The 25,125-nt window shown below is 53.7% G+C and carries 22 protein-coding genes and 1 rRNA gene; 18 read left to right on the top strand and 5 right to left on the bottom strand.

Going from position 1 to position 25,125, the window contains the following annotated elements:
- The first annotated feature begins 2 nt into the window (after positions 1-2).
- The 9 genes from fkpB to BUA49_RS16455 all read left to right on the top strand — a co-directional run bounded on the left by fkpB (position 3) and on the right by BUA49_RS16455 (position 8,324).
- Entirely contained in the window at positions 3-455 is a 453-nt protein-coding gene (gene fkpB, locus BUA49_RS16495; protein ID WP_072799585.1) for an FKBP-type peptidyl-prolyl cis-trans isomerase, read from the top strand.
- 2 nt (positions 456-457) lie between these two features.
- Positions 458-1,411, top strand: a complete 954-nt coding sequence (ispH, locus tag BUA49_RS16490; RefSeq protein ID WP_072799583.1) for a 4-hydroxy-3-methylbut-2-enyl diphosphate reductase — start codon at positions 458-460, stop codon at positions 1,409-1,411.
- A 184-nt stretch (positions 1,412-1,595) separates the two neighbouring features.
- Complete coding sequence (locus BUA49_RS16485) at positions 1,596-2,054, top strand: GspH/FimT family pseudopilin (protein ID WP_072799581.1); 459 nt, start codon at positions 1,596-1,598, stop codon at positions 2,052-2,054.
- Between the two features lie 10 nt (positions 2,055-2,064).
- Positions 2,065-2,472: a type IV pilus modification protein PilV gene (gene pilV / locus BUA49_RS16480; RefSeq protein ID WP_072799579.1), complete on the top strand. Its 408-nt coding sequence runs from the start codon at positions 2,065-2,067 to the stop codon at positions 2,470-2,472.
- Positions 2,473-3,552 (top strand): PilW family protein, encoded by a 1,080-nt coding sequence (locus tag BUA49_RS16475; RefSeq protein WP_084063615.1) that lies wholly within the window; start codon positions 2,473-2,475, stop codon positions 3,550-3,552.
- A 15-nt stretch (positions 3,553-3,567) separates the two neighbouring features.
- Entirely contained in the window at positions 3,568-4,134 is a 567-nt protein-coding gene (locus tag BUA49_RS16470; protein ID WP_072799576.1) for a pilus assembly PilX family protein, read from the top strand.
- A complete protein-coding gene (locus BUA49_RS16465; protein ID WP_072799574.1) occupies positions 4,131-7,511 on the top strand; it encodes a pilus assembly protein in 3,381 nt (1,126 codons plus the stop codon). Before BUA49_RS16470 ends, BUA49_RS16465 begins: the two co-directional genes overlap by 4 nt.
- 43 nt (positions 7,512-7,554) lie before the next feature.
- Complete coding sequence (locus BUA49_RS16460) at positions 7,555-7,899, top strand: hypothetical protein (protein ID WP_072799572.1); 345 nt, start codon at positions 7,555-7,557, stop codon at positions 7,897-7,899.
- Positions 7,896-8,324 carry a type IV pilin protein gene (locus tag BUA49_RS16455; protein WP_072799570.1) on the top strand — a complete coding sequence of 143 codons (429 nt, stop codon included), beginning with the start codon at positions 7,896-7,898 and terminating at the stop codon, positions 8,322-8,324. The genes BUA49_RS16460 and BUA49_RS16455 overlap by 4 nt, the downstream gene beginning before the upstream one ends.
- Before the next feature lie 5 nt (positions 8,325-8,329).
- Here the strand turns inward: BUA49_RS16455 and BUA49_RS18300 are convergent, their stop codons facing one another.
- The 3 genes from BUA49_RS18300 to BUA49_RS16440 form a co-directional block, all read right to left on the bottom strand.
- Entirely contained in the window at positions 8,330-8,887 is a 558-nt protein-coding gene (locus BUA49_RS18300) for a GspH/FimT family pseudopilin (protein WP_072799568.1), read from the bottom strand.
- A gap of 83 nt (positions 8,888-8,970) precedes the next feature.
- Positions 8,971-10,350, bottom strand: a complete 1,380-nt coding sequence (locus BUA49_RS16445; RefSeq protein WP_072799566.1) for a sigma-54-dependent transcriptional regulator — start codon at positions 10,348-10,350, stop codon at positions 8,971-8,973.
- A gap of 20 nt (positions 10,351-10,370) precedes the next feature.
- The gene (locus BUA49_RS16440) at positions 10,371-12,011 is read right to left on the bottom strand and encodes a sensor histidine kinase (RefSeq protein WP_072799564.1); all 1,641 of its coding nucleotides are present in this window, start codon (positions 12,009-12,011) and stop codon (positions 10,371-10,373) included.
- Positions 12,012-12,104: 93 nt separating this feature from the next.
- Here BUA49_RS16440 and BUA49_RS16435 point away from each other — a divergent pair, with 93 nt between their 5' ends.
- Positions 12,105-13,769 (top strand): NAD+ synthase, encoded by a 1,665-nt coding sequence (locus tag BUA49_RS16435; RefSeq protein ID WP_072799562.1) that lies wholly within the window; start codon positions 12,105-12,107, stop codon positions 13,767-13,769.
- A gap of 26 nt (positions 13,770-13,795) precedes the next feature.
- On the opposite strand, the gene BUA49_RS16430 is transcribed toward BUA49_RS16435, so the two are convergent.
- Positions 13,796-14,629, bottom strand: a complete 834-nt coding sequence (locus tag BUA49_RS16430; protein ID WP_072799779.1) for an outer membrane protein assembly factor BamD — start codon at positions 14,627-14,629, stop codon at positions 13,796-13,798.
- Between the two features lie 155 nt (positions 14,630-14,784).
- Here BUA49_RS16430 and rluD point away from each other — a divergent pair, with 155 nt between their 5' ends.
- From rluD to clpB, 3 genes are all read left to right on the top strand, one after another.
- Positions 14,785-15,762: a 23S rRNA pseudouridine(1911/1915/1917) synthase RluD gene (gene rluD, locus BUA49_RS16425; RefSeq protein ID WP_072799560.1), complete on the top strand. Its 978-nt coding sequence runs from the start codon at positions 14,785-14,787 to the stop codon at positions 15,760-15,762.
- The gene (gene pgeF, locus BUA49_RS16420; RefSeq protein WP_072799558.1) at positions 15,752-16,519 is read left to right on the top strand and encodes a peptidoglycan editing factor PgeF; all 768 of its coding nucleotides are present in this window, start codon (positions 15,752-15,754) and stop codon (positions 16,517-16,519) included. The genes rluD and pgeF overlap by 11 nt, the downstream gene beginning before the upstream one ends.
- A 134-nt stretch (positions 16,520-16,653) precedes the next feature.
- Positions 16,654-19,230: an ATP-dependent chaperone ClpB gene (gene clpB / locus BUA49_RS16415; RefSeq protein WP_072799556.1), complete on the top strand. Its 2,577-nt coding sequence runs from the start codon at positions 16,654-16,656 to the stop codon at positions 19,228-19,230.
- Positions 19,231-19,286: 56 nt separating this feature from the next.
- Here the strand turns inward: clpB and BUA49_RS16410 are convergent, their stop codons facing one another.
- Positions 19,287-19,751, bottom strand: coding sequence for a DUF4124 domain-containing protein (locus BUA49_RS16410; protein WP_072799554.1), 465 nt, complete (start codon positions 19,749-19,751; stop codon positions 19,287-19,289).
- A 520-nt stretch (positions 19,752-20,271) separates the two neighbouring features.
- On the opposite strand from BUA49_RS16410, the gene BUA49_RS16405 reads away from it, so the two are divergent.
- The 5 genes from BUA49_RS16405 to BUA49_RS16385 form a co-directional block, all read left to right on the top strand.
- Positions 20,272-21,990 (top strand): acetolactate synthase 3 large subunit, encoded by a 1,719-nt coding sequence (locus BUA49_RS16405; protein WP_072799552.1) that lies wholly within the window; start codon positions 20,272-20,274, stop codon positions 21,988-21,990.
- 2 nt (positions 21,991-21,992) lie between these two features.
- Positions 21,993-22,484, top strand: coding sequence for an acetolactate synthase small subunit (gene ilvN / locus BUA49_RS16400; protein WP_072799550.1), 492 nt, complete (start codon positions 21,993-21,995; stop codon positions 22,482-22,484).
- 65 nt (positions 22,485-22,549) lie between these two features.
- Positions 22,550-23,566 carry a ketol-acid reductoisomerase gene (gene ilvC, locus BUA49_RS16395; protein WP_072799548.1) on the top strand — a complete coding sequence of 339 codons (1,017 nt, stop codon included), beginning with the start codon at positions 22,550-22,552 and terminating at the stop codon, positions 23,564-23,566.
- A gap of 89 nt (positions 23,567-23,655) precedes the next feature.
- Positions 23,656-24,507 carry a CDP-diacylglycerol--serine O-phosphatidyltransferase gene (gene pssA, locus BUA49_RS16390; RefSeq protein WP_072799546.1) on the top strand — a complete coding sequence of 284 codons (852 nt, stop codon included), beginning with the start codon at positions 23,656-23,658 and terminating at the stop codon, positions 24,505-24,507.
- Positions 24,508-24,936: 429 nt separating this feature from the next.
- A 16S ribosomal RNA gene (locus BUA49_RS16385) occupies positions 24,937-25,125 on the top strand; the annotation flags it as partial.

Genomic DNA, 25,125 nt, shown 5'->3' with positions numbered 1-25,125 from the left:
CCATGAAAGAACTGCCAATAGACAAAGGGACGCGCGTCACCCTGCACTTTGCGCTGAAATTCGAGAGCGGCGAAGTGATTGATTCCACCTTTGATAAAGATGCGGCGACTCTGGAAATCGGTGATGAAAGCCTGCCGGAGAACTTTGAGGCCTACCTGATGGGGATGAAGGCCGGCGACAAAGCCAGCTATCAGGTACCACCGGAAAAGGCCTTCGGTCAGCGTAATCCCAACAATATGCAGACGTTTAAACGGCACGAATTCAGTGCCGATATGGTGCTGGACCCGGGCGTGATGATCTCCTTTGCGGACGCACGCCAGCAAGAGCTGCCTGGCGTAGTGAGCCGCGTGGAAGGGGACCAGGTGGAAGTGGATTTCAATCATCCGTTGTCCGGGCGTACACTGACTTTTGACGTAGAAATTATCGACGTAGAACCGGCAGGGCAGACGCACTGACTATGCAGATAAGATTGGCAAACCCCCGTGGCTTTTGTGCAGGCGTGGATCGCGCTATCGAGATCGTAAATCGCGCTCTGGACGTATTCGGTGCGCCGATTTACGTGCGCCACGAGGTGGTACACAACAAATTTGTTGTTGATAATCTGCGTAATCGCGGCGCCATCTTTGTGGACGAACTGGATGAGGTGCCAGACGACAAACTGGTCATCTTCAGCGCTCACGGCGTATCCCAGGCTGTGCAGAGCGAAGCTGCCCGCCGCGGTCTCAAAGTGTTCGACGCCACCTGCCCGCTGGTCACCAAAGTGCACCTGGAAGTCATGCGCTACAGCCGCGATGGCCGCGAGTGCGTGCTGATCGGGCACCACGGCCATCCGGAAGTGGAAGGCACCATGGGCCAGTACGATCACAGTACCGGCGGCGATATTTACCTGGTTGAGAATGAAGAGGACGTCTCACGCCTGGAAGTGAACGACCCGGCACATGTCTCCTATGTTACCCAGACCACGCTTTCCATGGACGACACCGCACGTGTAATCGACGCATTGCGTGAGAGATTCCCCGAGATCGAAGGCCCGCGCAAAGACGACATCTGCTACGCCACTCAGAACCGACAGGATGCGGTGAAGCAACTGGCCGGTGACTGCGACCTTATGCTGGTTGTTGGCTCACCCAACAGTTCAAACTCCAACCGTTTGCGCGAGCTGGCGGAGCGTATGGGCACCCCGGCCTACCTGATCGACGAAGCTTCCCAGATTGATCCGCAATGGCTGGACGGCAAGTCCTTCATCGGCGTTACCGCCGGCGCTTCAGCCCCGGAAGTGCTGGTCAACGACGTGATTGGCCGCCTGCGGGATCTTGGAGGCAGCGTGCCAGAGGAGATTGCCGGGCGTGAGGAGAACATTGTGTTCTCGATGCCTAAGGAATTGCGGATTGATGCTACTAATGTTTCTTGACACTGTTTTTTGACGACTCTTGATAGAAAATGCACTCAATGGCGCGCGGAGGCTTTGTGACCCAAGTCTGGTTTTGAACACCCCGCTACCGTTTATCCCCTCCGAATGTCCGTCTGTCATGCCGCGATAGCATGATTGTGGCAGTCTGATTATCCTCTGATTAAAAGAACAGGATGACGAGTCTATGTCTGGCAAGTTCAGAAATGGTTTCACGCTGATAGAGCTGCTTGTACTCATGGCAGTGTTGGGGGTTGTTGCTGCTATTGCAGTACCGAGCTTCTCCAGGGTGATAGAAAGTAATCAGCTCACTACAACCAACAACGATGTGGTAGGAGCGCTGAATATGGCGCGCGCTGAGGCCGTACGGTCAGGTGCGCCCAGGTCATTGGTGCCGGATACGACTTTTACCAATGGTTATGAGATTGTTGAAGATGATGGAACAGTGATCAGCGAATTCGAGGGCGCTTCGGGCCAATTTACGATCGCTCTGACCAGCGGCGGCAACCCAAGATTCGGTGCAACCGGCTTGTTGCTGGGTGGTGGCTCCGAGTTTAATGTCTGCAGGGCTTCTGGTGAAGATGGAACCAGGATAAGAATAACGGCTGGCGGCCAGATCAGATCGGCCCGGATCACTTGTCCATAATGAGGTTGTCATGATGATAAAACCCCTGTTATCCGGAAAACCTCAGCGTGGATTTACCATGATAGAGGTGCTTATTGCAGTTCTGATACTCGGAATTGGCCTGTTGGGTGTGGCGGGTGTTCAATTGGTATCCATGCAGCAAACCGTTAACTCGACGCTTCGCTCTGAAGCCACTATGTATGCCCAGACTGTTGCAGAAAGATTGCGGTCGAACGGAGGAGTAACTCTGACTGCAGGTCAGCTATCGGTGCTGAAAACGCAGATGCTGGCGAATCTTGGATCGGGGGCCGATCTCAAGGTGACCATGAACGGAACCTCAACTGTCGCTGAGGTGGAGATAACATGGACAGAGCGAGACCCCTTCGCTGCGAATAATGGCCTGGCAACCCAAACTCTTACTTTGGATGCGAGATTGTAAATGAAGCGCTTCTTCCTTCTTCCAGCTAGCCCGGGTACACAAACAGGGTTGTCGCTAATCGAGCTAATGATTGCGTTATTGCTCGGCACGCTTTTAAGCGTGGGTCTTGTCCAGGTTTTCACATCTAACAGCCAGTCGTTTCGTCATAACGAATCCTCGGCAAGATCTCTGGAATCGGGACGGATCGCAACCGACATACTGTCCCGTGCGATACGCAATGCTGGCTTTTTTGGTTGCTATCCCGTCAATGGTATTACCAACAATCTCGACAGCTCTGATGGTGAGTATGATGCAGTGCTGCATGGCTTTGATACGCTGGGAGTGTCTGCAACCGGTGCTGAACGACCTGCCGCGGCCGTTGCGGGTACAGACTTCATAAACATCACCGGGGTAAGCCGCCCCGGTGCGATCGTCAAACTCGAGGCCGATATGACGGCCACTGACAATATAGTGCTTGCCGATGCTGGCGGTCTTGCAGTGAATGAGATGATATTCATAACCAACTGTGAAATGGGCGATATTTTCGAGATTTCTGAGTTGAATGCTGTCGGCAGTAATATTCAGCTAAAAGCGGATGAAGGTGCCGGGACGAACGGCAGCGGTTCTCCAGGTAATGACCTGAGTGCGAACGTCCCCCTTGGTTGCACGACGGCCGGATCATGCTTGAGTGCAGTTTACCAGCGCGGTACAGAGATTTTTCAGCCATACAGCGAAGCCTATTTCATTGGTAATGCCGCTGATGGGGGGAGCTCCCTTTTCATGAGACAGGCCAGCGGAGTAGACATTGAGCTGGTCGCAGGTGTTGAAGATATGAACGTGCGATTTGGCGAAGGCACAGTAACTACAGGCGTACAGAACTGGCGCGCGGCCTCGGCTGTCACCAGTTGGGACAATGTGCTTGCGGTGGAGGTAAGCCTTCTGGTTGCGGCGCCGAACGACAATATTATGGACAGCGCCCAAGCTTATTGTTTTCCGGGCTGGGAAGACTGTGTTGCAGATGCAAGCAAACTGACAACGCCGGCAGACCGGCGGATGTATCGGGTATATACATTTACCAATGCTCTCAGAAATCCGTTCTAGCAGGGTGACATAAACATGCGAATAGTGAATAAACAGAAGGGTGCAGTGCTGTTGCTGTCATTGGTGATCTTGCTGGTATTGACACTTCTCGCGGTTTCCGGGATGCAGGGCAGCATCATGCAGGAGCGTATGTCGACAGCCCAGAGAGACGGTATGCTCGCACTGGAAATTGCAGAAACTGCAATGCGTGAGGCTGAAGCAACACTGGATGGCCTCTCCGATCTGACAGATTTTGGCGTAACAACCGGTTTTTACGATGGCACGGATACCAGCATAACGGTGCCGTCACCTTTCATCAAAAAGACCTGGGTTCCGGACACAGGTGACCCCGACAATGCAGGTGACGGGACGGCTGTAAACGGCGTGACCCCGCAGTTCATGTTTGAGTACAAAGGCAAGGTAACTGTGGATTCCGAAGGACAGTTGCCTCGGGACTTCAGCCAATACGGTGCTGCAGGCCCGGCAGAGTTTGATTACGCACGCATCCTTGTAAGAACAGCCGGGCCGTCTGGCTCGAGCATGCGCTTGCTTGAGGGTTTTTATGTATTTCAGCCCGGTGGGTTGGGAGGAGGTAATCCATGAACACGTTTAACCTGAAAGCTATGCTATCCGCTGCTTTGCTTGTTCTTCCTACAGCGGGTTATTCCGCCCGGCCTGACTTTGCGCAGGAACCTTTGTTTATCGGGAGTGCTGTGGCGCCGAACCTGATGTTTATACTGGACGATTCGGGTTCTATGGGCTGGGAATATATGCCGGATGACCTCAGTGGCTATAATAATATACAGTCAAGCCAAGGTAGTTCGTATTATCAGGACGGAAAGGACGCGGATTATCCATACTACTACTCTTCAAAAGTAAACAAGGTATGGTTCAACCCCAACGTTACATACAGCCCACCACTTCAGGCTGACGGAACTGGATCCTTACCTGATTCCTCTTATACATCCGCTCCCGAGAATGGATATGACAGCGGTAGTGGCACAAACAACTTGAGCAATAAGTTTGCGATCAGAGACTATAATGTCGAGGGTGGTGGTTTTTACTGGGTCTTCAATAGTTCGACATCCTGTGACGCAAACCCCAGGCAAAACAGTTGTTATAGCCATGTTTCGGTTAATAATCTATCTGCTAGTGAACAAACGAATTTCGCAAATTGGTACTCGTACTACAATACGCGCGTGAAAGCGGCGAGGGCGGGTATCAGTGGGGCATTCTACAATCTGCCCACAAGCTTTCGCCTTGGATGGGGGCGTATTAACTATGGCTCCCATACAGTTGACGGCGCCTCTGGCGTTCGCGCTGTTCAAGAAGGCATAAGGGAATACACGACCGAGAGAAGGGAGGATTTTCTCGATTGGCTCTATGATGCTCCCTCGAGTGGCGGCACGCCTTTGAGACGCGCTCTGGAGGGCGCCGGCGAGTATTACGAAGGCAGCAAGCGCGCTTGGTCGGATGATCCGGAAGAGGCTGTGAGTGGCACAAATCCTGTCAGAGAATGCCGGCTTGCCTACACGATTTTGATGTCAGATGGTTATTACAACGGTAGCAACCCAGCATCATCTGTTTATCAGGCAGATGATAACGATGGGTCTGACATATCTAATAACAGAGGTGACTCGTTCAAGTATATTGCGAGTGATCCGTTTGTAGATGGAAGAGGTGCTTATACGCTAGCCGATGTCGCGATGCATTACTGGAAGCGTGACTTGAGAACGGACATAACCAACTACGTACCGACCTCCGAAAAGAATCCAGCATTCTGGCAGCACATGGCGACTTATACTGTGGGCCTAGGTGTAGAGGGGTCTGTTGATCCTGTCGCGGCGTTCAATGCTATTAAAAGCGGAACCTATATCGACTGGTGGGGCGGAACATCAAATGAAGACAAAGTAAATGATATGCTCCACGCGGCGGTTAACGGAAGAGGCGGGTTCTTTAGCGCTGCTGATCCCGAGAAATTCGCAACTGAACTCGCCGGAACCGTTGGAGCCATTGTTGCGGAAGCTGGTTCTTCCACGGCTGTTGAATTCGATGTTTCCTCTTTCCAGCAAGGCGCACTGATCTTCGCATCTCAGTTTGACCCCAACGGCTGGACGGGTGACCTGAAAGCGGCCAAACTGGGTGGCACCAACAGCCCGGTTGTACCAGATATCAACGAGGCGGTTAAAAACGGGGACGGCTGGTCCGCAAGGACCATCTTGGACAACCGTGACCTGGCGACTGATGACAGGGTAATTGTTACCTATGGCAACGGCGCTAAAGGCTTTCGCTGGACTGATTTATCAAATGCACAGAAAAATGATCTCCGGTATGGCAGCGTAGGGGATACCGTTGCCGAGCAACGGCTCGACTATATCCGAGGGGACAAGTCTCTCGACGGAACTACCGGATGGCGCAAGCGTGGTAGCCGGCTGGGGTCAATCGTTAATTCTTCGCCCGAGTTTGTTGGCGAGCCCCGCGCAATATGGCCAGATACAGCGCCTTTTGGATCTACGTCAAAGCGTTTCTCCGATTTTGTAACCAGCAACAAGACCCGCACACCGGTAGTGTATACCGGATCAAACGACGGCATGCTACATGGTTTCAAGGGAACAGTGAGTGGCGGTGATGAGGTGCTCGCGTACATTCCTGAGTTTGTTTACAACTCGACAGCAAACAATGCAGGGCTCCACTTCCTGACAGATCCGGGGTATCAACATCGGTATTACGTGGATCTGGAAATACGTCAGCAGGATATCTTTACCAAAGGCAAGGAGGCCGATGGGACGCTGACTACAGATGAGGATTGGAGAAGCATCATAGTAGGTGGCGGCCGCGCTGGCGCAAAAGGTATCTTTGCAATGGATATCACAGATCCTTCTGGCTTCACTGAAGCAAACGCCGAAAAAATCATACTCTGGGAGTTTGCCGGCACCGACAATGCGCGCATGGGCTATGTCACGCAGGCTCCGGTGATTGGTATGACCAAGTGGGGTACGGATGCACGCTGGACAGCCTTTGTATCCAATGGGTATAACTCGGATACTGCCAGTACCGGATTTTTCATGCTTGATATTGAAGGTGGAATGGACGGGAGTTGGGATACGGGCGACGTTCGTTACGTCGAGTTTGAATCTGGTGGCGATGGCCTCTCTCCACTGACAGCGCTGGATACTACGGGCGATTATCTGGTAGACCGCGTCTATGCCGGTGATCTGGATGGCAACCTCTGGGCTGCAAGTCTGAGCAGTGCCGGGACTTGGGCTTCGGCCTATAATAATAGTGGTTCTCCGGAACCTGTTTTCACCACACAGACGAACCAGGCGATTACTGCAGCGCCAGTTGCGGCGGCGAACAAGACCATGCCCCGTGCCGGCAACCTGCCGAACCTTATGATTTATTTTGGTACCGGCAAGTACCTGGAAGCTAATGACGTTACATCGAATAGTACCCAATCTGTATACGGTATCTGGGACAGAGGCAGCTCGGGATTAACTCGCAGTGGTCTGGAGTCTCGCAGTATCGTGGAAGGAGCTCTGACGTTACCAGATACAACGACCGCCAACGTTCGCTATTCGACTGGCGACAAGATGGACTTTACAACGACGAAGGGCTGGTACGTTGATCTACCTACAAGCGGCGAAAGAGCTGTGGTCAGTGCACAGGTTCGTGGAGAGTTTCTGTATCTGAATACTATGATTCCGGATCAGAACCCTTGCTTGGGTGGTGGCAGAGGTTGGTTGATGGCGTTTGGGCTGGACGGACGGAGTCCGGAAAAACGTGCATTCCTCAAATTTGGAGCTAAGGTTGCTGGTTACCAAAGCAGTGGTCTTCCGAATCAGTCCACTATTCTGGGTAATTTCCGCTTTACCCCAGGCAGTGACAGCAAAGATCCTGTAGACGTTGTAGAGATTCCACCGCTTAGCGGGGCTGTAATCAACGCCGGGCGCCGTGGCTGGAATGAGCTGATCAATGAGTAAAGCAGCTTGAAGCGTCGCAGATCAGATAACAGAGGATAACTGCATGAGAGTATTACTTGCGATCATTGTTGCTATGTCGTTGGGTGCCTGGAGCCTAGGCTCCGTGGCACAGGATAGACTAGATGACGGTTTTCAAGGCATTAACGATCTAGGAGCCGAGGGGCGTCGTCAAGGCGCAGTACTTGATGCCATCTACCCGGAAGACGATCGAGTGGTCATAGATGACAACGAGTATTTCCTAGAAGGCTCAATTACTATTGACAACCAGACGGTTTCAGCAGGCAGTGCGATGGCGATTTTGCGGGAGGGCCAACGCTTGCTGAATATTGATGCTGAGCGCGAAGAGGATAGCGGGCGTCTGGTGCTACACGGAGTGGATACGCTTTGAACGTTGACCTAAACACACGCTACCATCGCCGGGAAGACGGATTTACGCTGATTGAACTGATGATTGTCGTCGCAATCATTGGCATCATTGCCGCAATCGCTTATCCATCCTATCTGGACAATGTCAGGCAGACTCGCAGGGCGACGGCCCAGGCTGATTTGATGGAGCTCGCGCAATGGATGGAAAGGCAATATTCGGCAGACTTCTCTTATCTTGAGGGGGGCAATCAGCCGGTATTGCCATTTACCCAGTCCCCCCGTAACGGAACGGCTTTTTATAACTTCAGTTTTAACGGCGCTGTGGCGGCGAATGCTTTCTCGGTACAGGCCGTTCCGGCAGGCGATCAGACGAGCGATGATTGCGGGACGTTGAGGTTGACTCAAACAGGGGCCAAAACATCAACGTCCGGGACTAATTGTTGGTAAGACAGTTAGCAACTTATTGGTCGGCCTTTTGAGTCCTCCGGGATACCGTCGTTATCAGTATCCTTAGCGATTCTAACCCGGCCGCCTCTGCTGATTATAATCTGGCCAGCGAGCGAAGCGTCCCGTGATTCCGGGCACCACGTAATGTTACCCAAGTCACTGTGGATGAATCCGGTGGGCCTGAACTGAAAAAAGCTTCGGTTTAGCGAGCGGGCTACAAGCCTTCCGTTGCCGCTTGGCGAGATTGTTCTGAGAAGTCTTTCATTCGCGATCAGTTTTCTGGTGTTGTCCGGGTCTAGAAAAACGTGAATGTCGTCGTTCCAGTCCTTGCCACAAGTGCCAGTGGTATCAAGCGGGCAGACGGTCACAATTGCTCCGTTCATTACTGAATGCTGCCTGGCAAATGCAAACACACCCATCAAATCATGCAAAGCACCTCGTCGCTCCTGACTATTTATAAAAGAAGTGAATGAGGGTAGTGCCATATTTATCAGTATTGCAGCGACAGCCACTACAATCATTAATTCTAAAAGCGAAAAGCCACGATTTTTGTGAGCAAACATTTTTCAACATCCATGTAATAACAGTTATATAGCGAACGCGTCCTGCGTGCCGCTGCCATTTGATTTTCAAGCCACCTTGAAAATCACTCCATTCCCAACTTCTTCAATCGATACCGCAACGCCCGAAAGCTGATTCCCAGCTTCTTAGCCGCTGCCGTCTTGTTCCAACGAGTCGCTTCCAGAGCTTTTTCAATAGCCTGCCGCTCGATCGATTCCAGATAACCCTCCAGATCAATATCACCCTCGGGTACCAGAGCTGGGCTGGCGCTTGCAGTAGCGCCGTCATTTGAATTGCCAGCCTCGGTCGGCAGGCCATTTCCGAGGTGCAGGTCGGAAGCACTGATCTTCTCGGCGTCACACAGGGTAAAAGCGCGCTCAAGAATATTTTCCAGCTCCCGCACGTTGCCGGGGAAATCATGCTCTTTCAACCGGTCAATTGCGTCCTGGGTGAGCGTTGCCGTATCGCATTCGTATTCCCGGGCAATGCGTTCAAGGATGTGATTGGCTAGAAGTGCGATATCGTCTTTGCGATCCCTTAGCGGAGGAACAGCCAGCTCGATCACGTTAATCCGGTAAAAGAGATCCTGTCGGAAGCTTCCTTCCTGAACCAGTTCTGCCAGGTTTTTGTGGGTTGCACTCAGTAACCGTATGTCGACGGGCAGCTCTTTGGTATCGCCTACCGGGCGTACCACTTTCTCCTGAATGGCGCGTAGCAGTTTTACCTGCATGGCGAGGGGCAGGTCGGCTACTTCGTCCAGAAACAATGTGCCGCCGTCGGCGGAGCGGAATAGCCCGTCTTTGTTTTCGACGGCACCCGTAAAGCTGCCTTTTTTGTGCCCGAAAAACTCACTTTCCATCAGCTCTGAAGGAATCGCGCCGCAGTTTACGGCAACGAAAGGCTTGTCGCTGCGAGGGCCCTGAAGGTGAATCATCCGCGCCACCAGCTCTTTCCCACTACCTGACTCGCCGCTTATAAATACCGGTGCCTGGCTCCTGGCGAGCTTGCGGGTCTGGTTGCGTAATTTTTTAATTTGCGCGGAGTTGCCGAGCAGAAGGCCGGGCTCATCAGCAGTGTCATCATTGTTGGCGCCGGGTTTCGCAAGCTTGAGGGCGCTGTTTACCAGTTCTCTGAGCCGGGAGAGCTCAACCGGTTTGGAAACAAAGTCAAACGCGCCGGCTTTCAGGGATTCGATCGCCGTATCCATGTTGCCATACGCGGTGATAACGGCAACAGGCGTGTCTGGTCGGTGTTGCTGAATCCATTGAACCAGCTCGATGCCATTGCCGTCTGGCAGGTTCATGTCTGTCAGGCAAAGCTGCGGGGTATGCTGTTCCAGCAGTTTGAATGCGCTGGTAAGATCCTGCGCGGTCAGGGTCTTAATGCCCATGCGGGTTAGGGTGATTTCAAGTAGATCCCGAATGTCGGGTTCGTCGTCAACGATCAGCGCTGTGTGAGTGGTCATCTTGTTTTTTCGGTTCCATGTCAGATCATTCGCCCTGGGTGGGCAAAGGTAATGCGGAAACAGCAGCCGGTTTGGTCGTCGTCCACGAGGGACAAATGGGCCTGATTAGCCTCGCACAGTTCCCTTGCGAGATAAAGCCCAAGGCCTGTGCCACCTTTGTCGGTAGTGTAAAACGGCTCAAAAACCAGTTGGCTTGAGCCAGGAGCCACACCTGGGCCAAAATCCCTTACATCCACGTAAGCTCGCTCTCCATCTGCAGTGGCGCCTGCACACAGCTCTATTTTGCGTTCACCGGTATGCTGGTGGCTGTAGCGCAAGCCATTATCACACAGGTTCACCATCACCTGTTCGATCTGGCTTTTATCAAACCGCGCTTCGGGTATAGCCGATACGGTGTTTAATGTCATAACGGTGGCTGGGATAGCGTTTTCCTGGGTCTGGAGGAAATCGGTTCTGAACTCTGTCAGCCAGCTGCCTACATCAACCAGATCGGCATTGGCCGGTTTGCGCCGGGAAAGGCTCAGCACGTTCTCGATAATACCGTTCACGCGGCGGGAGTGGCGGCGGATGATGCCCAGCATCTGTGCGTCGCCGCTATCCAGATGGGGAGATTCTTCCATGAGCTGGGCTGCGTGGCTGATGGCCCCGAGCGGGTTGCGGATTTCATGGGCAATACCGGCAGTCAGCCGGCCGAGAGAGGCCAGCTTCATCTGCTGGGCCTGCTGCGTCACTTTGCTCATATCTTCGATAAATACCAGAATCTGATCGCCACGCTCCTGATCAAGCGGGGTAAAGTTGACTTGCAGCAGGGGGGAGGTGGGTGCCGGTTGAAACGGTTCTGTGCGTTTTTCCGGATTTTTGAGCCACGCATCCAGGCCTGATTTGAGGGGCTGGGGCAGGGCCCGGGATCGAGTTGCGGGCATTCCCGTATCTGTTGGGATTCCAAACAGCAATTCTTCGGCGGCAGCATTCGCCAGGCGGATATGGCCATACCGGTCAAGCACAAGAATACCGGTGCGCATGCGCTGGATGATCTGCTGGTTGATGTGTTCCAGCTCTACAATGCTTTGTGCCCGGCTGCTCGCCAGTGCCTCACTGCTCATCATTCGTCGTGAAATGTTCTGCAAGATAAACGCTGCAGCAAAATACAGGATGCCAAGGGAGCCGGCACGCACGATATCATCGCCGGGGCCGCCAAGAGTCAGGGCCGCCCAGCCCGAAATGCTGAGTGAGCAGATTGCCGCAAGCGCCGCATAGAAAGTGCCCATGCGGCTGGGGGTAAGAATGTTGCCGGCAGCCACAGAAACAATAACGAGGTTGGCAAGCCCGTTAGTGATGCCCGTACTGACAAATAGCAGCCCGTGCAGGATCAGAATATCCAGCAGAATCGATAAGGTGATATGTCGTTGCCCTGGCTGAAAGCCAGCCAGCATGGTGAACGCGATAAAAGTGTTCAGAGCGAGATAGCCCATCACGCCAAGCTGGTAGTAATCCAGAAGCCGGAAATGAATGTCGAAATTGACTGGGTCGACAAACAGCAACGCCACCAGCATCAAGCTGATCACAACCCGATAATGATTGTAGATGCGAAACAGCTTGGCTTGCTGAAAGCCGGGTGTTCTTTTGCCGGTACTGACTGCTGCTACCGAATCTGTCGCCATGGTTTTCGAAAATCCGTTGTTGAGCGGAAGAAATCAGGGTCTGTGCGGGGTTATAATAGCCTTTTCGTGGCAATGAGTTACAGGAGCCAATCTATGTCTGTTCCCGGGAGCACCCCGATTTCGAGTACATCGTACCGCAAGTTGCGGATAGTGATGGCGCAGATGGATTTTCTGGTGGGGGATATTCCCGGTAACACCGGGCTGGTTATTGAGGCAGCGAAGCGTGCCCAATCAGAGCACGAGGCAGATATCGTTGTTTTCCCTGAGCTTTGCATCACCGGATATCCGCCGGAAGACTTGTTGCTGCGCCCCAGCATGGATCTCAGAGTGAGTGAGGCGCTGGAGCGTCTGCAAAGTGCAGAGATTGGCGCAGCGATCGTTATCGGAGCACCTCTTCGCAGTGGTGGCCTGCTTTACAACGCGGCTGTGGTGATCGAAAGTGGCAAAATTACGGGTCGTTACTTCAAGCGATTTCCGCCCAATTACCAGGTGTTTGACGAGAAGCGTTATTTTGGTGATGGAGCGGATGCGGCAGTGGTCAATATCTGTGGCGTACCAGTGGGCCTCACGGTTTGCGAAGATATCTGGTCGGACGGCCCCGTGGAAGACTCTGCAGCTGCTGGTGCGCGGCTGATCATCAATCTGAACGCCTCACCCTATGATATCGGTAAGCAGGCGCGGAGAAAGGCGCTGCTTGAGCGCAAGTCACGTGAGAATCGGGTGAGTATTGTCTACGTGAATCTGGTGGGCGCCCAGGATGAGCTTGTGTTCGATGGTGGTTCGATGGTTTACGACCACTCCGGTACTCTTGCTGTGGAAGCACCACAGTTCATAGAGGGCCTGTTCCCGGTAGATTTCCTGTGTGACCATCATTGTCAGCCGGCTTCCCGGCCATCGCCTGCCGTGCCCTCGCTGGAGGCAAACGTCTACAATGCGCTTGTGACCGGTGTGCGCGATTATGTAAACAAAAATGGTTTCAGATCTGTTGTGCTTGGGCTTTCCGGGGGGATTGATTCCGCTGTAACCCTCGCCGTGGCGTCGGACGCACTGGGACCGGAACGCGTCCGGGCCGTGATGATGCCCTTCAGGTATACGTCGGATATCAGCCTTGAAGACGCAGAAGCTCAGGCGGTGGCGATGGGCATTCAATACGATGTGTATTCCATAGAGCCGATGTACGACTCGTTCATGGCGACGCTCGCGGCTCCGTTTGAGGGCACAACGCCTGACACCACAGAGGAAAACTTGCAGGCCCGTATCCGGGGTATTGTGTTGATGTCGCTTTCCAATAAGTTTGGCTCGCTGGTACTCACTACCGGCAATAAAAGCGAAATGGCCGTTGGGTACTCCACCCTTTATGGTGATATGGCCGGTGGCTTCGACGTGCTCAAGGATGTGCCCAAGACGCTGGTATTTCGCCTCGCCTGGTACCGTAATTCCGTGTCTCCGGTGATTCCTGAGCGGGTGATAACGCGTCCTCCCTCAGCGGAGCTGGCTCCGGACCAGAAAGATGAAGACAGCCTTCCGGGTTACGATGTGCTGGATCAGATTCTGAACCTGTATGTTGAGCGGGATTTCAGCGCCGATGCGATTGTTGCGGAAGGTTTTGATCAGGCGGACGTCAGTCGTGTTATCCGCCTGGTGGATATCAATGAGCACAAGCGCCGGCAGGCACCGATCGGGGTTCGGATCACCGAGCGCGGTTTTGGAAAGGATCGCCGCTATCCCATTACCAGTGGCTGGAAAAGCGGCAACTAACGAAAGGGCCCCGGGTTTCTTTCGGGTTATTCGTCGCCCATAAGCCCGAAGGTAACCACGCTAGAGAGTGAGCGGTTCTCGCGCTTCAGCAGGTTTGCCTCAAACTCGCCGTCACTGTTGAACGCATCGCTTTTCGGGAAGTTCTGGCGAAGCAGAGCGACCGCATCCTGAGAGCCCTTTTTGAATTTCAGGAAGTCGAAGGTTTCTGCCAGGATAACGATAGCCTCTTCAACGAATGGTGATGAGGGGAAGTTTTCTATAACGTAACGCGCTCTGTTGTTGGCAGCCACGTAAGCTTCGCGCTTGATGTAATAGCGAGCGGCGTAAAGCTCCAGTTCTGCCATTCGGTTTCGAACTGCAATCATGCGCTGGCGGGCATCGGCAGCGTATTCGCTCTCCGGATAGCGGTTCAGCAGCTCGCTGAAATCACGGAATGCTTGCTGCTGTTCTCCGGCGTCCCGGGCTGCGACATCAATCGGGAGGTAGCGTGCAGCCAAGCCTATATCAAGGTTGTAGGAAGCTAGCCCGCGCATATAAAGTGCATAATCAGCATGCTCGCTCTGGGGGTTCAGGCGCAAGAAGCGATCTGCTGCCGCTCTGGAGCCTTCAAGATCCAGGTTCTGGTAGCGGGCATAAATAAGATCGAGCTGCGCTTGTTCGGCGTATCGGCCGAAAGGATAGTAGGTTTCCAGAGAATCAAGATTCTGCTCGGATTCGTTGAAGTTGCCGGAGTTCATTGCCTGGCGGGCGTTGTCGTAATAGGTCTTTTCCGGCAACACTTCCTCCTGCTTGTTAGATGCGCAGGCACTGATCAGTACAATCAGCGTGGAAAGTAGCAGTAAACGAAAACCTGATCTCATGCCGGAATCCCGTATAATGTCGATAAATTCGAGTGCGTCATTGTAGCGGGGAACTCGCCTCATGTGCAGCCTCATGTGGATTCATGCAGAGCGCACCCCCCGTTAGTTGCAAATATACTGACCGAAACGTAACACACACAGGCCCCGGGGGCTTAATGTCATCTGAAAACCGAATAACTGCCAGTTTTTCTGTGCCGTCTGCGCTGAGTGACCGGCGTTTGGATCAGGCTGCGGCAGAACTCATGCCCGAGCATTCGCGTTCGCGCCTGCAGTCCTGGATTCGCAGCGGTGCGCTAACGGTAAACGGAGAAGTTCGTAAGCCAAGAGACAAGGTGATGCTGAGCGACCGGCTGGAGCTTGATGCCGAGCCTGAGGCTCAAGTGACCTGGCAGGCCGAAGCGATCAGTCTGGATGTTGTCTATGAGGACGAACATCTGCTTGTTATCAACAAGCCTGCTGGTCTGGTTGTTCATCCTGCCGCAGGCCACGCTGACGGCACGCTGGTGAACGCACTACTGAACTATGCTCCGGAGGTGGAGAATCTGCCCCGTGCCGGTATCGTCCATCGTCTCGATAAAGACACCTCCGGTATCATGGTGGTAGCTCGTAGTCTGATTGCTCACACCTCGTTGGTTGGCCAGTTGCAGACCCGAACTATGGGGCGCGAGTACGAGGCAGTTGTTGTTGGCACCCTGACGGGCGGTGCCACAGTGGATGCGCCCATTGGTCGCCATCCCCATGAGCGCAAGAAAATGGGTGTGGTCAACAGCGGTAAGCCTGCGGTAACCCACTATCGCCTGATTGAGCGATTCGCCGCCCATACCCATGTGCGCTGCAAGCTTGAAAGCGGTCGCACACACCAGATTCGTGTGCACATGGCTCATGTAAAGCACCCTCTGGTCGGTGATCCGCTCTATGGTGGTCGCTTGCGTTTGCCGAAGGGTACAACGGAAGAGCTGCGTGAAGTGCTCTCGGCGTTTCACCGGCAGGCATTACATGCACGCCAGCTCACGCTGGAACATCCGGAAACCGGAGAAATTCTGAGCTGGGATGTGCCTTTGCCGGAGGATTTCCTAGTCTTGCTCGCGGCGTTACGTAAGCACGTTCAGGAATTGGAGAGTAATGAGTTCTGAAGCTACCGCTGATCTAACACTTATTCGCCCGGACTGGCCGGCGCCTGCGAACATCCGCGCGGTGTGCACTACCCGGGCGGGCGGCGCCAGTCAGCACCCATGGGCCAGCCTGAATCTGGGTGATCACGTAGGTGACGCGCCGGAGCATGTGCTGGAAAATCGCATGAGGCTGGCCAATGTTTGCGGCCTTCCGGCCGATGCCTTCGGATGGCTGAATCAGGTCCACGGCACTGAGGTCATTAACCTGCCTGCAGGAGACGTCACTGTTGTCCCGGAAGCGGATGCAAGTTTTACCCGAGTAACCAATATCGCCTGTGCCATTCTTACCGCAGACTGTTTGCCTGTCGTTCTTTGTGATCAGAATGGAACCACGGTGGCAGCTGCTCACGCCGGCTGGCGCAGCCTCTGTGGCGGAGTACTGGAAAACCTGGTCGCCCGTATGGCCTTGCCGGGTAATACGTTAATGGCCTGGCTTGGACCTGCCATAGGCCCGCAGGCGTTTGAGGTCGGGCCAGAAGTCAAAGCAGCTTTTATAGCGCAGGACCCGCAGGCAGAGGCGGCTTTCAGCGCGGTGGGAGCCCGGGAAGGTCATTATATGGCCGATATATATCGTCTTGCCCGACAACGGCTTGAAAGGCTGGGCGTCAAAAATATCTCTGGTGGTGACTTTTGCACGGTTACCGACAGTCAGCGCTTCTATTCCTATCGCCGCGATGGTCAGACTGGCCGTATGGCAACGGTGATCTGGAAAATCTGAGGTGTGTCAATTTTCTGACATTTGCCGTATGCGTTGACCTTGAACTTCTCCCGATTGCCCCTACATTAGTACTCAAAGAAAGCCGAATGCACAATAACTGATCGCATCGGCCGAACAAATCGGGGGACGAGTTCATGAGAATCGACAAACTCACCAGTCTTTTGCAGGCCGCACTGGCGGATGCCCAGTCTCTGGCTGTTGGCAAGGATCATAACTTTATTGAGCCTCTGCACCTTATGCAGGCGATGCTTGATCAGCAGGGCAGCTCCATTAAGCCGCTCCTGAAGCAGGCAGGGGCAGAGCCCGGCCGGGTACGTCAGGCTGTGGCGCAGGAAATCGAGAATCTGCCGGAAGTAAGCGGCAGCGCAGGCGACGTCGCCATGTCCAACGATATGGGGCGTCTGTTCAATATTGCCGACAAGCTGGCGCAGAAGCGCAAAGACCAGTTTATCTCCAGTGAGCTGATGCTAATGGCGGCCCTGGAAGATCGTGGCACGCTTGGCCGTGTACTGCGTGAGCAGGGCGTGGACAAGGCTGCGCTGGAAAAGGCGATCAGTGCCGTGCGTGGAGGCGAAACTGTTGATGACGCCGGGGCCGAGGAAAACCGCCAGGCTTTGTCGAAATACACTATCGATCTGACTGAACTCGCTGAAGCCGGGAAGCTTGATCCGGTCATCGGTCGTGACGACGAGATTCGTCGCACTATTCAGGTGTTGCAGCGTCGTCGCAAGAACAACCCTGTACTGATCGGTGAAGCTGGCGTGGGTAAGACCGCAATAGTGGAAGGTCTGGCTCAGCGGATTGTTAATGGGGAAGTGCCCGAAGGTCTCAAGAACAAGCGGGTCTTGTCTCTGGATATGGGCTCTCTGATTGCCGGCGCCAAGTTCCGGGGTGAGTTCGAGGAACGCCTGAAGGCGGTGCTGAGCGAGCTTACCAAACAGGAAGGTCAGATCATCCTGTTCATCGACGAAATTCATACAATGGTGGGTGCCGGTAAAGCCGAAGGCTCTATGGATGCTGGCAATATGCTCAAGCCAGCTCTGGCGCGCGGCGAGTTGCACTGCGTCGGCGCCACCACTCTTAATGAATACCGTGAGAATATTGAGAAGGATGGCGCCCTGGAGCGTCGCTTCCAGAAGGTGTTGGTGGCCGAGCCGACTGAAGAGGACACCGTTGCGATCCTCCGTGGTCTGAAAGAACGTTATGAGGTACACCACGGCGTAGAAGTGACTGACGGAGCGATTATTGCTGCCGCCAAACTGTCCCAACGCTACATCACCGACCGCCAGTTGCCTGATAAAGCCATTGATCTGATCGATGAGGCGGCCAGCCAGATTCGCATGGAAATGGACTCCAAGCCAGAGCCCCTGGATCGTCTGGAGCGCCGTCTGATCCAGCTCAAGATTGAGCGGGAAGCGCTGAAAAAAGAGACTGATCCGGCCTCAAAGAAGCGGTTGGAGGAGCTGTCGAGCGTCATTCTGGATGTTGAGCGGGAATACGCTGACCTTGAAGAAGTCTGGAATACCGAGAAAGCTGCTTTGCACGGATCTCAGAAGATCAAGAGCCAGCTCGAGCAGGCCCGTATTGACCTGGAAACTGCCCGCCGTGCAGGCGATCTGGGCAAGATGTCTGAATTGCAGTATGGCCACATACCGGAGCTGGAGCGTCAGCTGGATATGGCGAGCCAGGCTGAAATGATGGAAATGAAGCTCCTGCGTAATCGCGTCACCGACGAAGAAATTGCCGAGGTTGTTTCCAGGTGGACGGGAATTCCGGTATCCAAAATGCTGGAAGGCGAACGCGACAAGCTTATGCGCATGGAAGATGATCTGCATAGCCGGGTTATTGGTCAGGATGAGGCTGTAGAGGCCGTATCGAACGCCGTTCGCCGCTCCCGGGCGGGCCTTGCAGATCCGCACAGGCCTAATGGATCGTTTCTGTTTCTCGGGCCAACCGGTGTGGGTAAAACCGAGCTGTGCAAAGCTTTGGCTTCGTTCCTTTTCGATACCGACGACGCCATGGTACGCATCGATATGTCGGAGTTTATGGAGAAGCACTCCGTGGCCCGTCTGATTGGTGCGCCGCCGGGTTATGTCGGTTATGAAGAGGGTGGATACCTCACCGAAGCCGTTCGTCGTCGTCCATACTCTGTACTTCTGCTCGACGAAGTTGAAAAGGCGCACCCGGATGTATTCAACATACTTCTCCAGGTGCTTGATGACGGACGTCTTACGGATGGTCAGGGCCGCACAGTGGACTTCCGTAATACAGTAATCGTCATGACCTCGAACCTTGGCTCGGACATTATTCAGCAGAAGGCCGGCGAAGAGAATTATGAGTCCATGAAGAGTGCGGTGATGGAGGAGGTGGGTACACACTTCCGCCCTGAGTTTATTAACCGTGTGGACGAAGTGGTTGTGTTCCATCCGCTGGCTGGAAGCCAGATTCATGGTATCGCGAAAATCCAGATAGAGGTTCTTGGCAAGCGCCTGCAGGAACAGGACATGAAGCTGGAGCTGGACGATGCTGCCATGGATCTGCTGGCAGAAGTCGGGTACGACCCGGTTTACGGCGCACGGCCACTCAAGCGGGCGATTCAGCGAATGATTGAAAACCCGCTGGCACAGAGGCTGTTGCAGGGTGACTTCGTTGCCGGTGACACAATTCTGACCACTGTGGATGGAAGCAAGCTGGAGTTCAAAAAGGCTTGAGTGGAGTTGATAATAAAAAGGGTGAGAGCTGTAGCTCTCACCCTTTTTTTCTGCGTTTACTGCTGATCTTCTGCTTTGCAGTTTTCAGCTGCAATTTCTTCCAGTTTTTCTTTTTGTTCTGCGATTTCTTCCGGGCTCAGATAGCGCATTTCGCCATCTTCCTGGATACGGATACGCGCGTTGCTCTCTATGACTTTCAGGTTTGAGCGAGCGTTTTCGCAGTTAGCTTCACGTTGTTTGCGACGCGCTGCCTCGACCGCGGTTTCCTTTTCACGGTCAGCCTCGTTCTGCTGCTGCTCCTGAAGCTCGCCGAGACGCTTTTGGGGGCTGGAGCGGCTGGTAGCGGCTCCGGAAGACGTGCCGGAGCGAACGTTAACCGTCTCAGAACTGGCGCCCACAGGCTGGCGGTCACCAAAATGCGTTATGCCATTTTCGTCCGTCCATTTGTACACCGAGGCGCTCATTGCCATGCCGGGTGCTACGGTCATCAATAGTGTCAGCATCAGGGTTTTTCTGTTCATGACTCTACTCGTGGTGTGTGTGCTACCCCCGGGCAGGTCAGTAACCTGAAAATCCGGGCCCGTTATTTTGTTTTATGTTTACCTATAATGCCATTTGCGCGAGGCATTTTCTTCTGCCTGGTTCAAATCTACGTAACTGAGTTGCGGATAATTATGCCAGACCACTAGCCAGTATGGGCACCGAAAGCAACAGAGGCTATTGACAGGGAGTTTCGCGCTGTCAGAATTACCAATTGCCTGAAGACTGGGGTTTATACGGCAGGCAATCCCGTGCAAGTATCCCCCGTTATTTACCACACTGAGCGTGCCGCGCATTTGTCGCGGAATGGTTGTTGCTTACGTGCAACCCGTCGATTGGCCGTTCTCCGCAACCCTCAGGAGGGCGGCTGGCCAGGAAACAACCTCTTAACAAGGTGTGGAGCTGCAGCCGGTTCCGCTTTCAAAAGAAGCAGGGAAACCGTGAATCCAGGCAACCGGGCGTTTGCCCGGCTCATTCACTCGTAGAAGAGGGTAAAACATCGTGGAGTTATTGTCTGGTGCCGATATGCTGATTCGTTCCCTGCAGGATCAAGGGATCGAGTACATATACGGCTATCCGGGTGGTGCAGCCCTTCATATTTATGATGCGCTGTTCAGGCAGGACAAGGTCAAACACATTCTGGTAAGGCACGAGCAGGCAGCGGTGCACATGGCTGACGGCTATGCGCGCGCCTCCGGACTGCCGGGAACCGTGCTTGTGACCTCCGGTCCTGGAGCCACCAACACCATTACTGGTATCGCTACAGCGTTCATGGACTCCATTCCCATGGTGGTTCTGTGCGGTCAGGTTGCGTCTACACTGATTGGCGAAGATGCCTTTCAGGAAACCGACATGATTGGTGTGTCCCGGCCTGTGGTTAAGCACAGCTTCAGCGTGCGTCACCCCTCAGAAATTCCGGAAATTATCCGCAAGGCGTATTACTTGGCGTCGACTGGGCGTCCTGGGCCTGTCGTTGTGGATATCCCCAAAGATATGACCGCGCCGAATGAGCGCTTTGAATACGCTTACCCGAAAAAGGTCAAGTTGCGCTCCTACAATCCGGCGATACGTGGTCACGCAGGCCAGATTAAAAAAGCGGTAGACATGATGCTGGCGGCACGTCGGCCGATTATCTATGCCGGTGGCGGTGTCATCCTCGGCAAGGCTTCCGAACAGCTGACAGAGTTGGTGCGCAAGCTGGGTTTTCCGATCACCAACACTCTGATGGGTATCGGCTGCTATCCGGCGAGCGACAAACAGCATCTAGGCTGGCTGGGTATGCACGGAACATACGAAGCCAACATGGCGATGCACCATTCGGATCTGATCCTGTGCGTTGGTGCCCGGTTTGATGACCGCGTTACCAACGCAACTGAGAAGTTTTGCCCCGGTGCCCGGATCATTCATATCGATATTGACCCGGCATCCATCTCCAAGACGATCGATGCAGACGTCCCGATTGTCGGGCCGGTTGATGCGGTTCTCAAGGAAATGCTAGCGCTGGTTAAAGAGAGCAAGGAAAAGCCGGATGCTGAAGCGCTGGTCTCCTGGTGGAAGCAGATCGACGAATGGCGCGCGTTCCACGGAATGCGTTATGAAACCAGTCCGGATGTAATAAAGCCTCAGGAAGTGGTTGAAATGCTGTGTCGCCTGACGAACGGAGATGCATTCGTCACTTCCGACGTGGGTCAGCATCAGATGTTTGCTGCCCAGTATTACAAGTTCGACAAACCCAATCGCTGGATTAACTCGGGAGGCCTCGGCACTATGGGGTTCGGCTTGCCAGCAGCTATGGGCGTCAAGCTGACTCACCCGGACGACGAAGTGCTGTGCATTACCGGTGAAGGCAGTATCCAGATGAACATCCAGGAGCTGTCCACCTGCAATCAATACAAGCTGCCGGTTAAAATCATCAACCTGAACAACGGGTCTTTAGGCATGGTGAGGCAGTGGCAGGACATGAACTACGAGTCCCGACATTCTCATTCGTACATGGAATCATTGCCAGACTTCATCAAGCTGGCGGAAGCCTATGGTCACGTGGGTATCCGGATCGATAAGAAAGAAGATCTGGAATCGAAGCTCAAAGAAGCGTTGGCTATGAAAGACAGGCTGGTTTTCGTGGATATTCAGGTTGACCGCTTCGAGCACGTGTATCCGATGCAAGTGGCCCGCGGCTGCATGAAAGATATGTGGCTCAGCAAGACGGAGAGGGTGTGAACATGCGTCGAATCATTTCTGTGTTGCTTGAAAACGAACCGGGCGCCCTGTCCCGCGTAGTCGGGCTGTTTTCGCAGCGCAACTACAACATCGAGACCTTGACCGTCGCGCCTACCGAGGATGAAACCTTGTCCCGGCTAACGGTTACAACGTCCGGTTCGGATCGGGTTATTGAGCAGATCACCAAGCAGCTCAACAAGCTCGTTGAAGTGGTCAAGCTGGTGGATCTGACGGAGGGCCCCCACATCGAGCGGGAGCTGATGCTGGTCAAGCTGAAAGCAACAGGGTCTCAGCGTGCCGAAATCAAACGCACCGTGGATATTTTCCGGGGCCAGATTGTTGATGTTACCAGTTCGGTTTATACCGTTCAGTTAGCAGGCAATAGCGACAAACTGGATGGCTTTATTCAGGCTATCGGAACGTCGGGTGTGCTCGAAGTAGTTCGCTCCGGCGTTTCCGGAATCGCCAGGGGCGAGAAGGTTTTGAGCCTTTAAGTCGTTTCATTTTTTACGAACGTTCTGGCCTTTTAACAGGCCATCACAAATAACAGAGGTTACTCATGCAGGTTTATTACGATAAGGATTGCGATCTTTCCATCATTCAGGGCAAAAAGGTTGCCATCATCGGTTTTGGCTCACAGGGCCACGCTCATGCGTGCAACCTGAAAGAGTCCGGTGTTGATGTGACCGTCGGTCTGCGCCCTGGTTCTTCCTCTATTTCCAAGGCAGAGGCCTATGGTCTGAAGACCAGTGATGTGCCATCTGCGGTTGCTGCGGCTGACGTGGTTATGGTTCTGACTCCGGATGAGTTTCAGTCCCAGTTGTACGCGGCCGAAATCGAGCCCAACCTTAAGCAGGGTGCTACTTTGGCCTTTGCTCACGGCTTTGCAATCCATTACAACCAGATTGTTCCGCGCAAAGACCTGGACGTTATCATGATTGCCCCTAAGGCTCCGGGCCACACCGTTCGCACCGAATTCGCGAATGGCGGCGGTATTCCTGATCTGATTGCGATCTTCCAGGATGCTTCAGGCAACGCCAAGAACCTGTCGCTGTCTTATGCCAGCGGCATCGGCGGTGGACGTACGGGTATCATCGAGACAACCTTCAAGGACGAGACTGAAACCGATCTGTTCGGTGAGCAGGCGGTTCTGTGCGGTGGTGCGGTTGAGCTGGTAAAGGCCGGTTTTGAGACCCTGACCGAAGCAGGTTATGCTCCGGAAATGGCGTACTTTGAGTGCCTGCACGAGCTGAAGCTTATTGTAGACCTGATGTACGAAGGCGGTATCGCCAACATGAACTACTCCATCTCCAACAATGCAGAGTATGGCGAGTATGTGACTGGCCCGGAAATTATCAACGAGCAGTCTCGTGAAGCCATGCGCAACGCACTAAAGCGTATCCAGAGTGGTGAGTACGCGAAGATGTTCATCTCCGAAGGTGCTCTCAACTACCCATCCATGACTGCGCGTCGTCGTCAGAACGCCGCTCATGAGATTGAAGTGACAGGTGAGAAGCTTCGCGGAATGATGCCGTGGATCTCTGCCAACAAGATCGTGGATAAGGATAAAAACTAATCGGAGTTCCGCCTGGTTTAACAAAACGCGGCCCGGGTGGCCGCGTTTTTCGTATATACTTCGCCCAAATGCTTTCCGGAGTAGTGGGAATGACTGAAGAAAGAAAAGATGCCGAATTGGGTTCCCGGGCAAACGAGCCAGAACCCGCCTCCAGTGCAACGGCCGAATGTGATGTCGAGCCTGGCGAGGTTATAGAAGAGGAGCTGGTCGAGGGGGCTCCAGTGCGCAGGAAGGGGATATACCTTCTGCCTAATGCACTTACAACAGCCTCGTTGTTCTCTGGCTTCTACGCCATTGTGTCTGCAGCGGGCGGCGTTTTTGATAACGCTGCGATTGCAATCTTTGTATCCATGATTCTCGATGGGCTTGATGGGCGTGTTGCCCGCATGACCAACACGCAGAGCAAGTTTGGTGAAGAGTACGACAGTCTCGCAGATATGGTTGCGTTTGGTGTCGCACCCGGATTCGTTGCGTTCTTTTGGTCGCTGAACGGGCTGGATAAAATCGGCTGGGCTATTACGTTTATATACGTTGCCGGTGCAGCGCTGCGTCTTGCGCGATTCAATACGCAGATTGGCTCCGTGGACAAAAAGTTCTTCGTCGGTCTGCCCAGCCCGGCCGCTGCGGCATGTGTTGCTGGCTTGGTGTGGTGCTTTCACGCGTTTGAGCCCTCGGCCTGGCTCACCTTCCTGACCATTGTGGTTGTGGGCGGCACGGGCGTACTGATGGTCAGCAACGTTCTGTATCGCAGCTTCAAGGATCTTGATCTCCGTGGGCGTGTGCCTTTCGCTGCGATTCTGCTTGTGGTTCTGATTTTCGTAGTGATTGCCCTGGATCCGGCTACTGTGCTTTTCACCGGTTTCCTGATTTATGCTTTATCTGGGCCTGTTCGTTCGCTGTTTCGTGGAAAGCCGCGTCGGTCCGTCAAGGCTGATAAGTAAAGCTCTAAAGAAGTAGTACGATTTTTGAGCGGTTTCCTCCTCGTTTTGGCGATTTCATAGGTGGAAACCGAAATCCTTCAGGATTAATTGAAAATGGCCGTTGACAGAACTGCGTGTGTCTGTAGAATGCGCATCTCCTTCGAGGGACACACCGCTGAGGCGGGATGATCTGAGAAGGGCAACTGTTTGAAAGTATTGAAGAAAGCGAGTTTCAAGTTTCTTTAATTAAACGGTTGACAAGGCGGCGATACGATGTAGAATACGCCACCTTGATTGAGCCACGGCTCAAACGCTCTTTAACAAATTAACCAAGTAATTCGTGTGGGCGCTGGCTGGAGTATTTCGACAAGAAATACCAAGGCAAGCGACTCGTCGAACATTGAGTTTTGTCTTGAGCAAGAATTGAGATCTTCGGATCTTGTATGATTTAAACTGAAGAGTTTGATCATGGCTCAGATTGAACGCTGGCGGCAGGCTTAACACATGCAAGTCGAGCGGAAACGATGGTAGCTTGCTACCAGGCGTCGAGCGGCGGACGGGTGAGTAATGCTTAGGAATCTGCCCAGTAGTGGGGGATAGCCCGGGGAAACTCGGATTAATACCGCATACGCCCTTTTG

This window comes from Marinobacter antarcticus, from assembly GCF_900142385.1.
Classification (GTDB): Bacteria; Pseudomonadota; Gammaproteobacteria; order Pseudomonadales; family Oleiphilaceae; genus Marinobacter; species Marinobacter antarcticus.
Note: the sequence above shows the minus strand (reverse complement) of the source record. Positions and strands in the feature narration are given on the sequence as shown.

What these genes read in the sequence shown, in the direction of transcription:
- fkpB (WP_072799585.1), top strand. Translation starts at nt 3, where the DNA reads ATGAAAGAACTGCCAATAGACAAAGGGACGCGCGTCACCCTGCACTTT.
- ispH (WP_072799583.1), top strand. Translation starts at nt 458, where the DNA reads ATGCAGATAAGATTGGCAAACCCCCGTGGCTTTTGTGCAGGCGTGGAT.
- BUA49_RS16485 (WP_072799581.1), top strand. Translation starts at nt 1,596, where the DNA reads ATGTCTGGCAAGTTCAGAAATGGTTTCACGCTGATAGAGCTGCTTGTA.
- pilV (WP_072799579.1), top strand. Translation starts at nt 2,065, where the DNA reads ATGATGATAAAACCCCTGTTATCCGGAAAACCTCAGCGTGGATTTACC.
- BUA49_RS16475 (WP_084063615.1), top strand. Translation starts at nt 2,473, where the DNA reads ATGAAGCGCTTCTTCCTTCTTCCAGCTAGCCCGGGTACACAAACAGGG.
- BUA49_RS16470 (WP_072799576.1), top strand. Translation starts at nt 3,568, where the DNA reads ATGCGAATAGTGAATAAACAGAAGGGTGCAGTGCTGTTGCTGTCATTG.
- BUA49_RS16465 (WP_072799574.1), top strand. Translation starts at nt 4,131, where the DNA reads ATGAACACGTTTAACCTGAAAGCTATGCTATCCGCTGCTTTGCTTGTT.
- BUA49_RS16460 (WP_072799572.1), top strand. Translation starts at nt 7,555, where the DNA reads ATGAGAGTATTACTTGCGATCATTGTTGCTATGTCGTTGGGTGCCTGG.
- BUA49_RS18300 (WP_072799568.1), bottom strand. Translation starts at nt 8,887, where the DNA reads ATGTTTGCTCACAAAAATCGTGGCTTTTCGCTTTTAGAATTAATGATT.
- BUA49_RS16445 (WP_072799566.1), bottom strand. Translation starts at nt 10,350, where the DNA reads ATGACCACTCACACAGCGCTGATCGTTGACGACGAACCCGACATTCGG.
- BUA49_RS16440 (WP_072799564.1), bottom strand. Translation starts at nt 12,011, where the DNA reads ATGGCGACAGATTCGGTAGCAGCAGTCAGTACCGGCAAAAGAACACCC.
- BUA49_RS16435 (WP_072799562.1), top strand. Translation starts at nt 12,105, where the DNA reads ATGTCTGTTCCCGGGAGCACCCCGATTTCGAGTACATCGTACCGCAAG.
- BUA49_RS16430 (WP_072799779.1), bottom strand. Translation starts at nt 14,629, where the DNA reads ATGAGATCAGGTTTTCGTTTACTGCTACTTTCCACGCTGATTGTACTG.
- rluD (WP_072799560.1), top strand. Translation starts at nt 14,785, where the DNA reads ATGTCATCTGAAAACCGAATAACTGCCAGTTTTTCTGTGCCGTCTGCG.
- pgeF (WP_072799558.1), top strand. Translation starts at nt 15,752, where the DNA reads ATGAGTTCTGAAGCTACCGCTGATCTAACACTTATTCGCCCGGACTGG.
- clpB (WP_072799556.1), top strand. Translation starts at nt 16,654, where the DNA reads ATGAGAATCGACAAACTCACCAGTCTTTTGCAGGCCGCACTGGCGGAT.
- BUA49_RS16410 (WP_072799554.1), bottom strand. Translation starts at nt 19,751, where the DNA reads ATGAACAGAAAAACCCTGATGCTGACACTATTGATGACCGTAGCACCC.
- ilvN (WP_072799550.1), top strand. Translation starts at nt 21,993, where the DNA reads ATGCGTCGAATCATTTCTGTGTTGCTTGAAAACGAACCGGGCGCCCTG.
- ilvC (WP_072799548.1), top strand. Translation starts at nt 22,550, where the DNA reads ATGCAGGTTTATTACGATAAGGATTGCGATCTTTCCATCATTCAGGGC.
- pssA (WP_072799546.1), top strand. Translation starts at nt 23,656, where the DNA reads ATGACTGAAGAAAGAAAAGATGCCGAATTGGGTTCCCGGGCAAACGAG.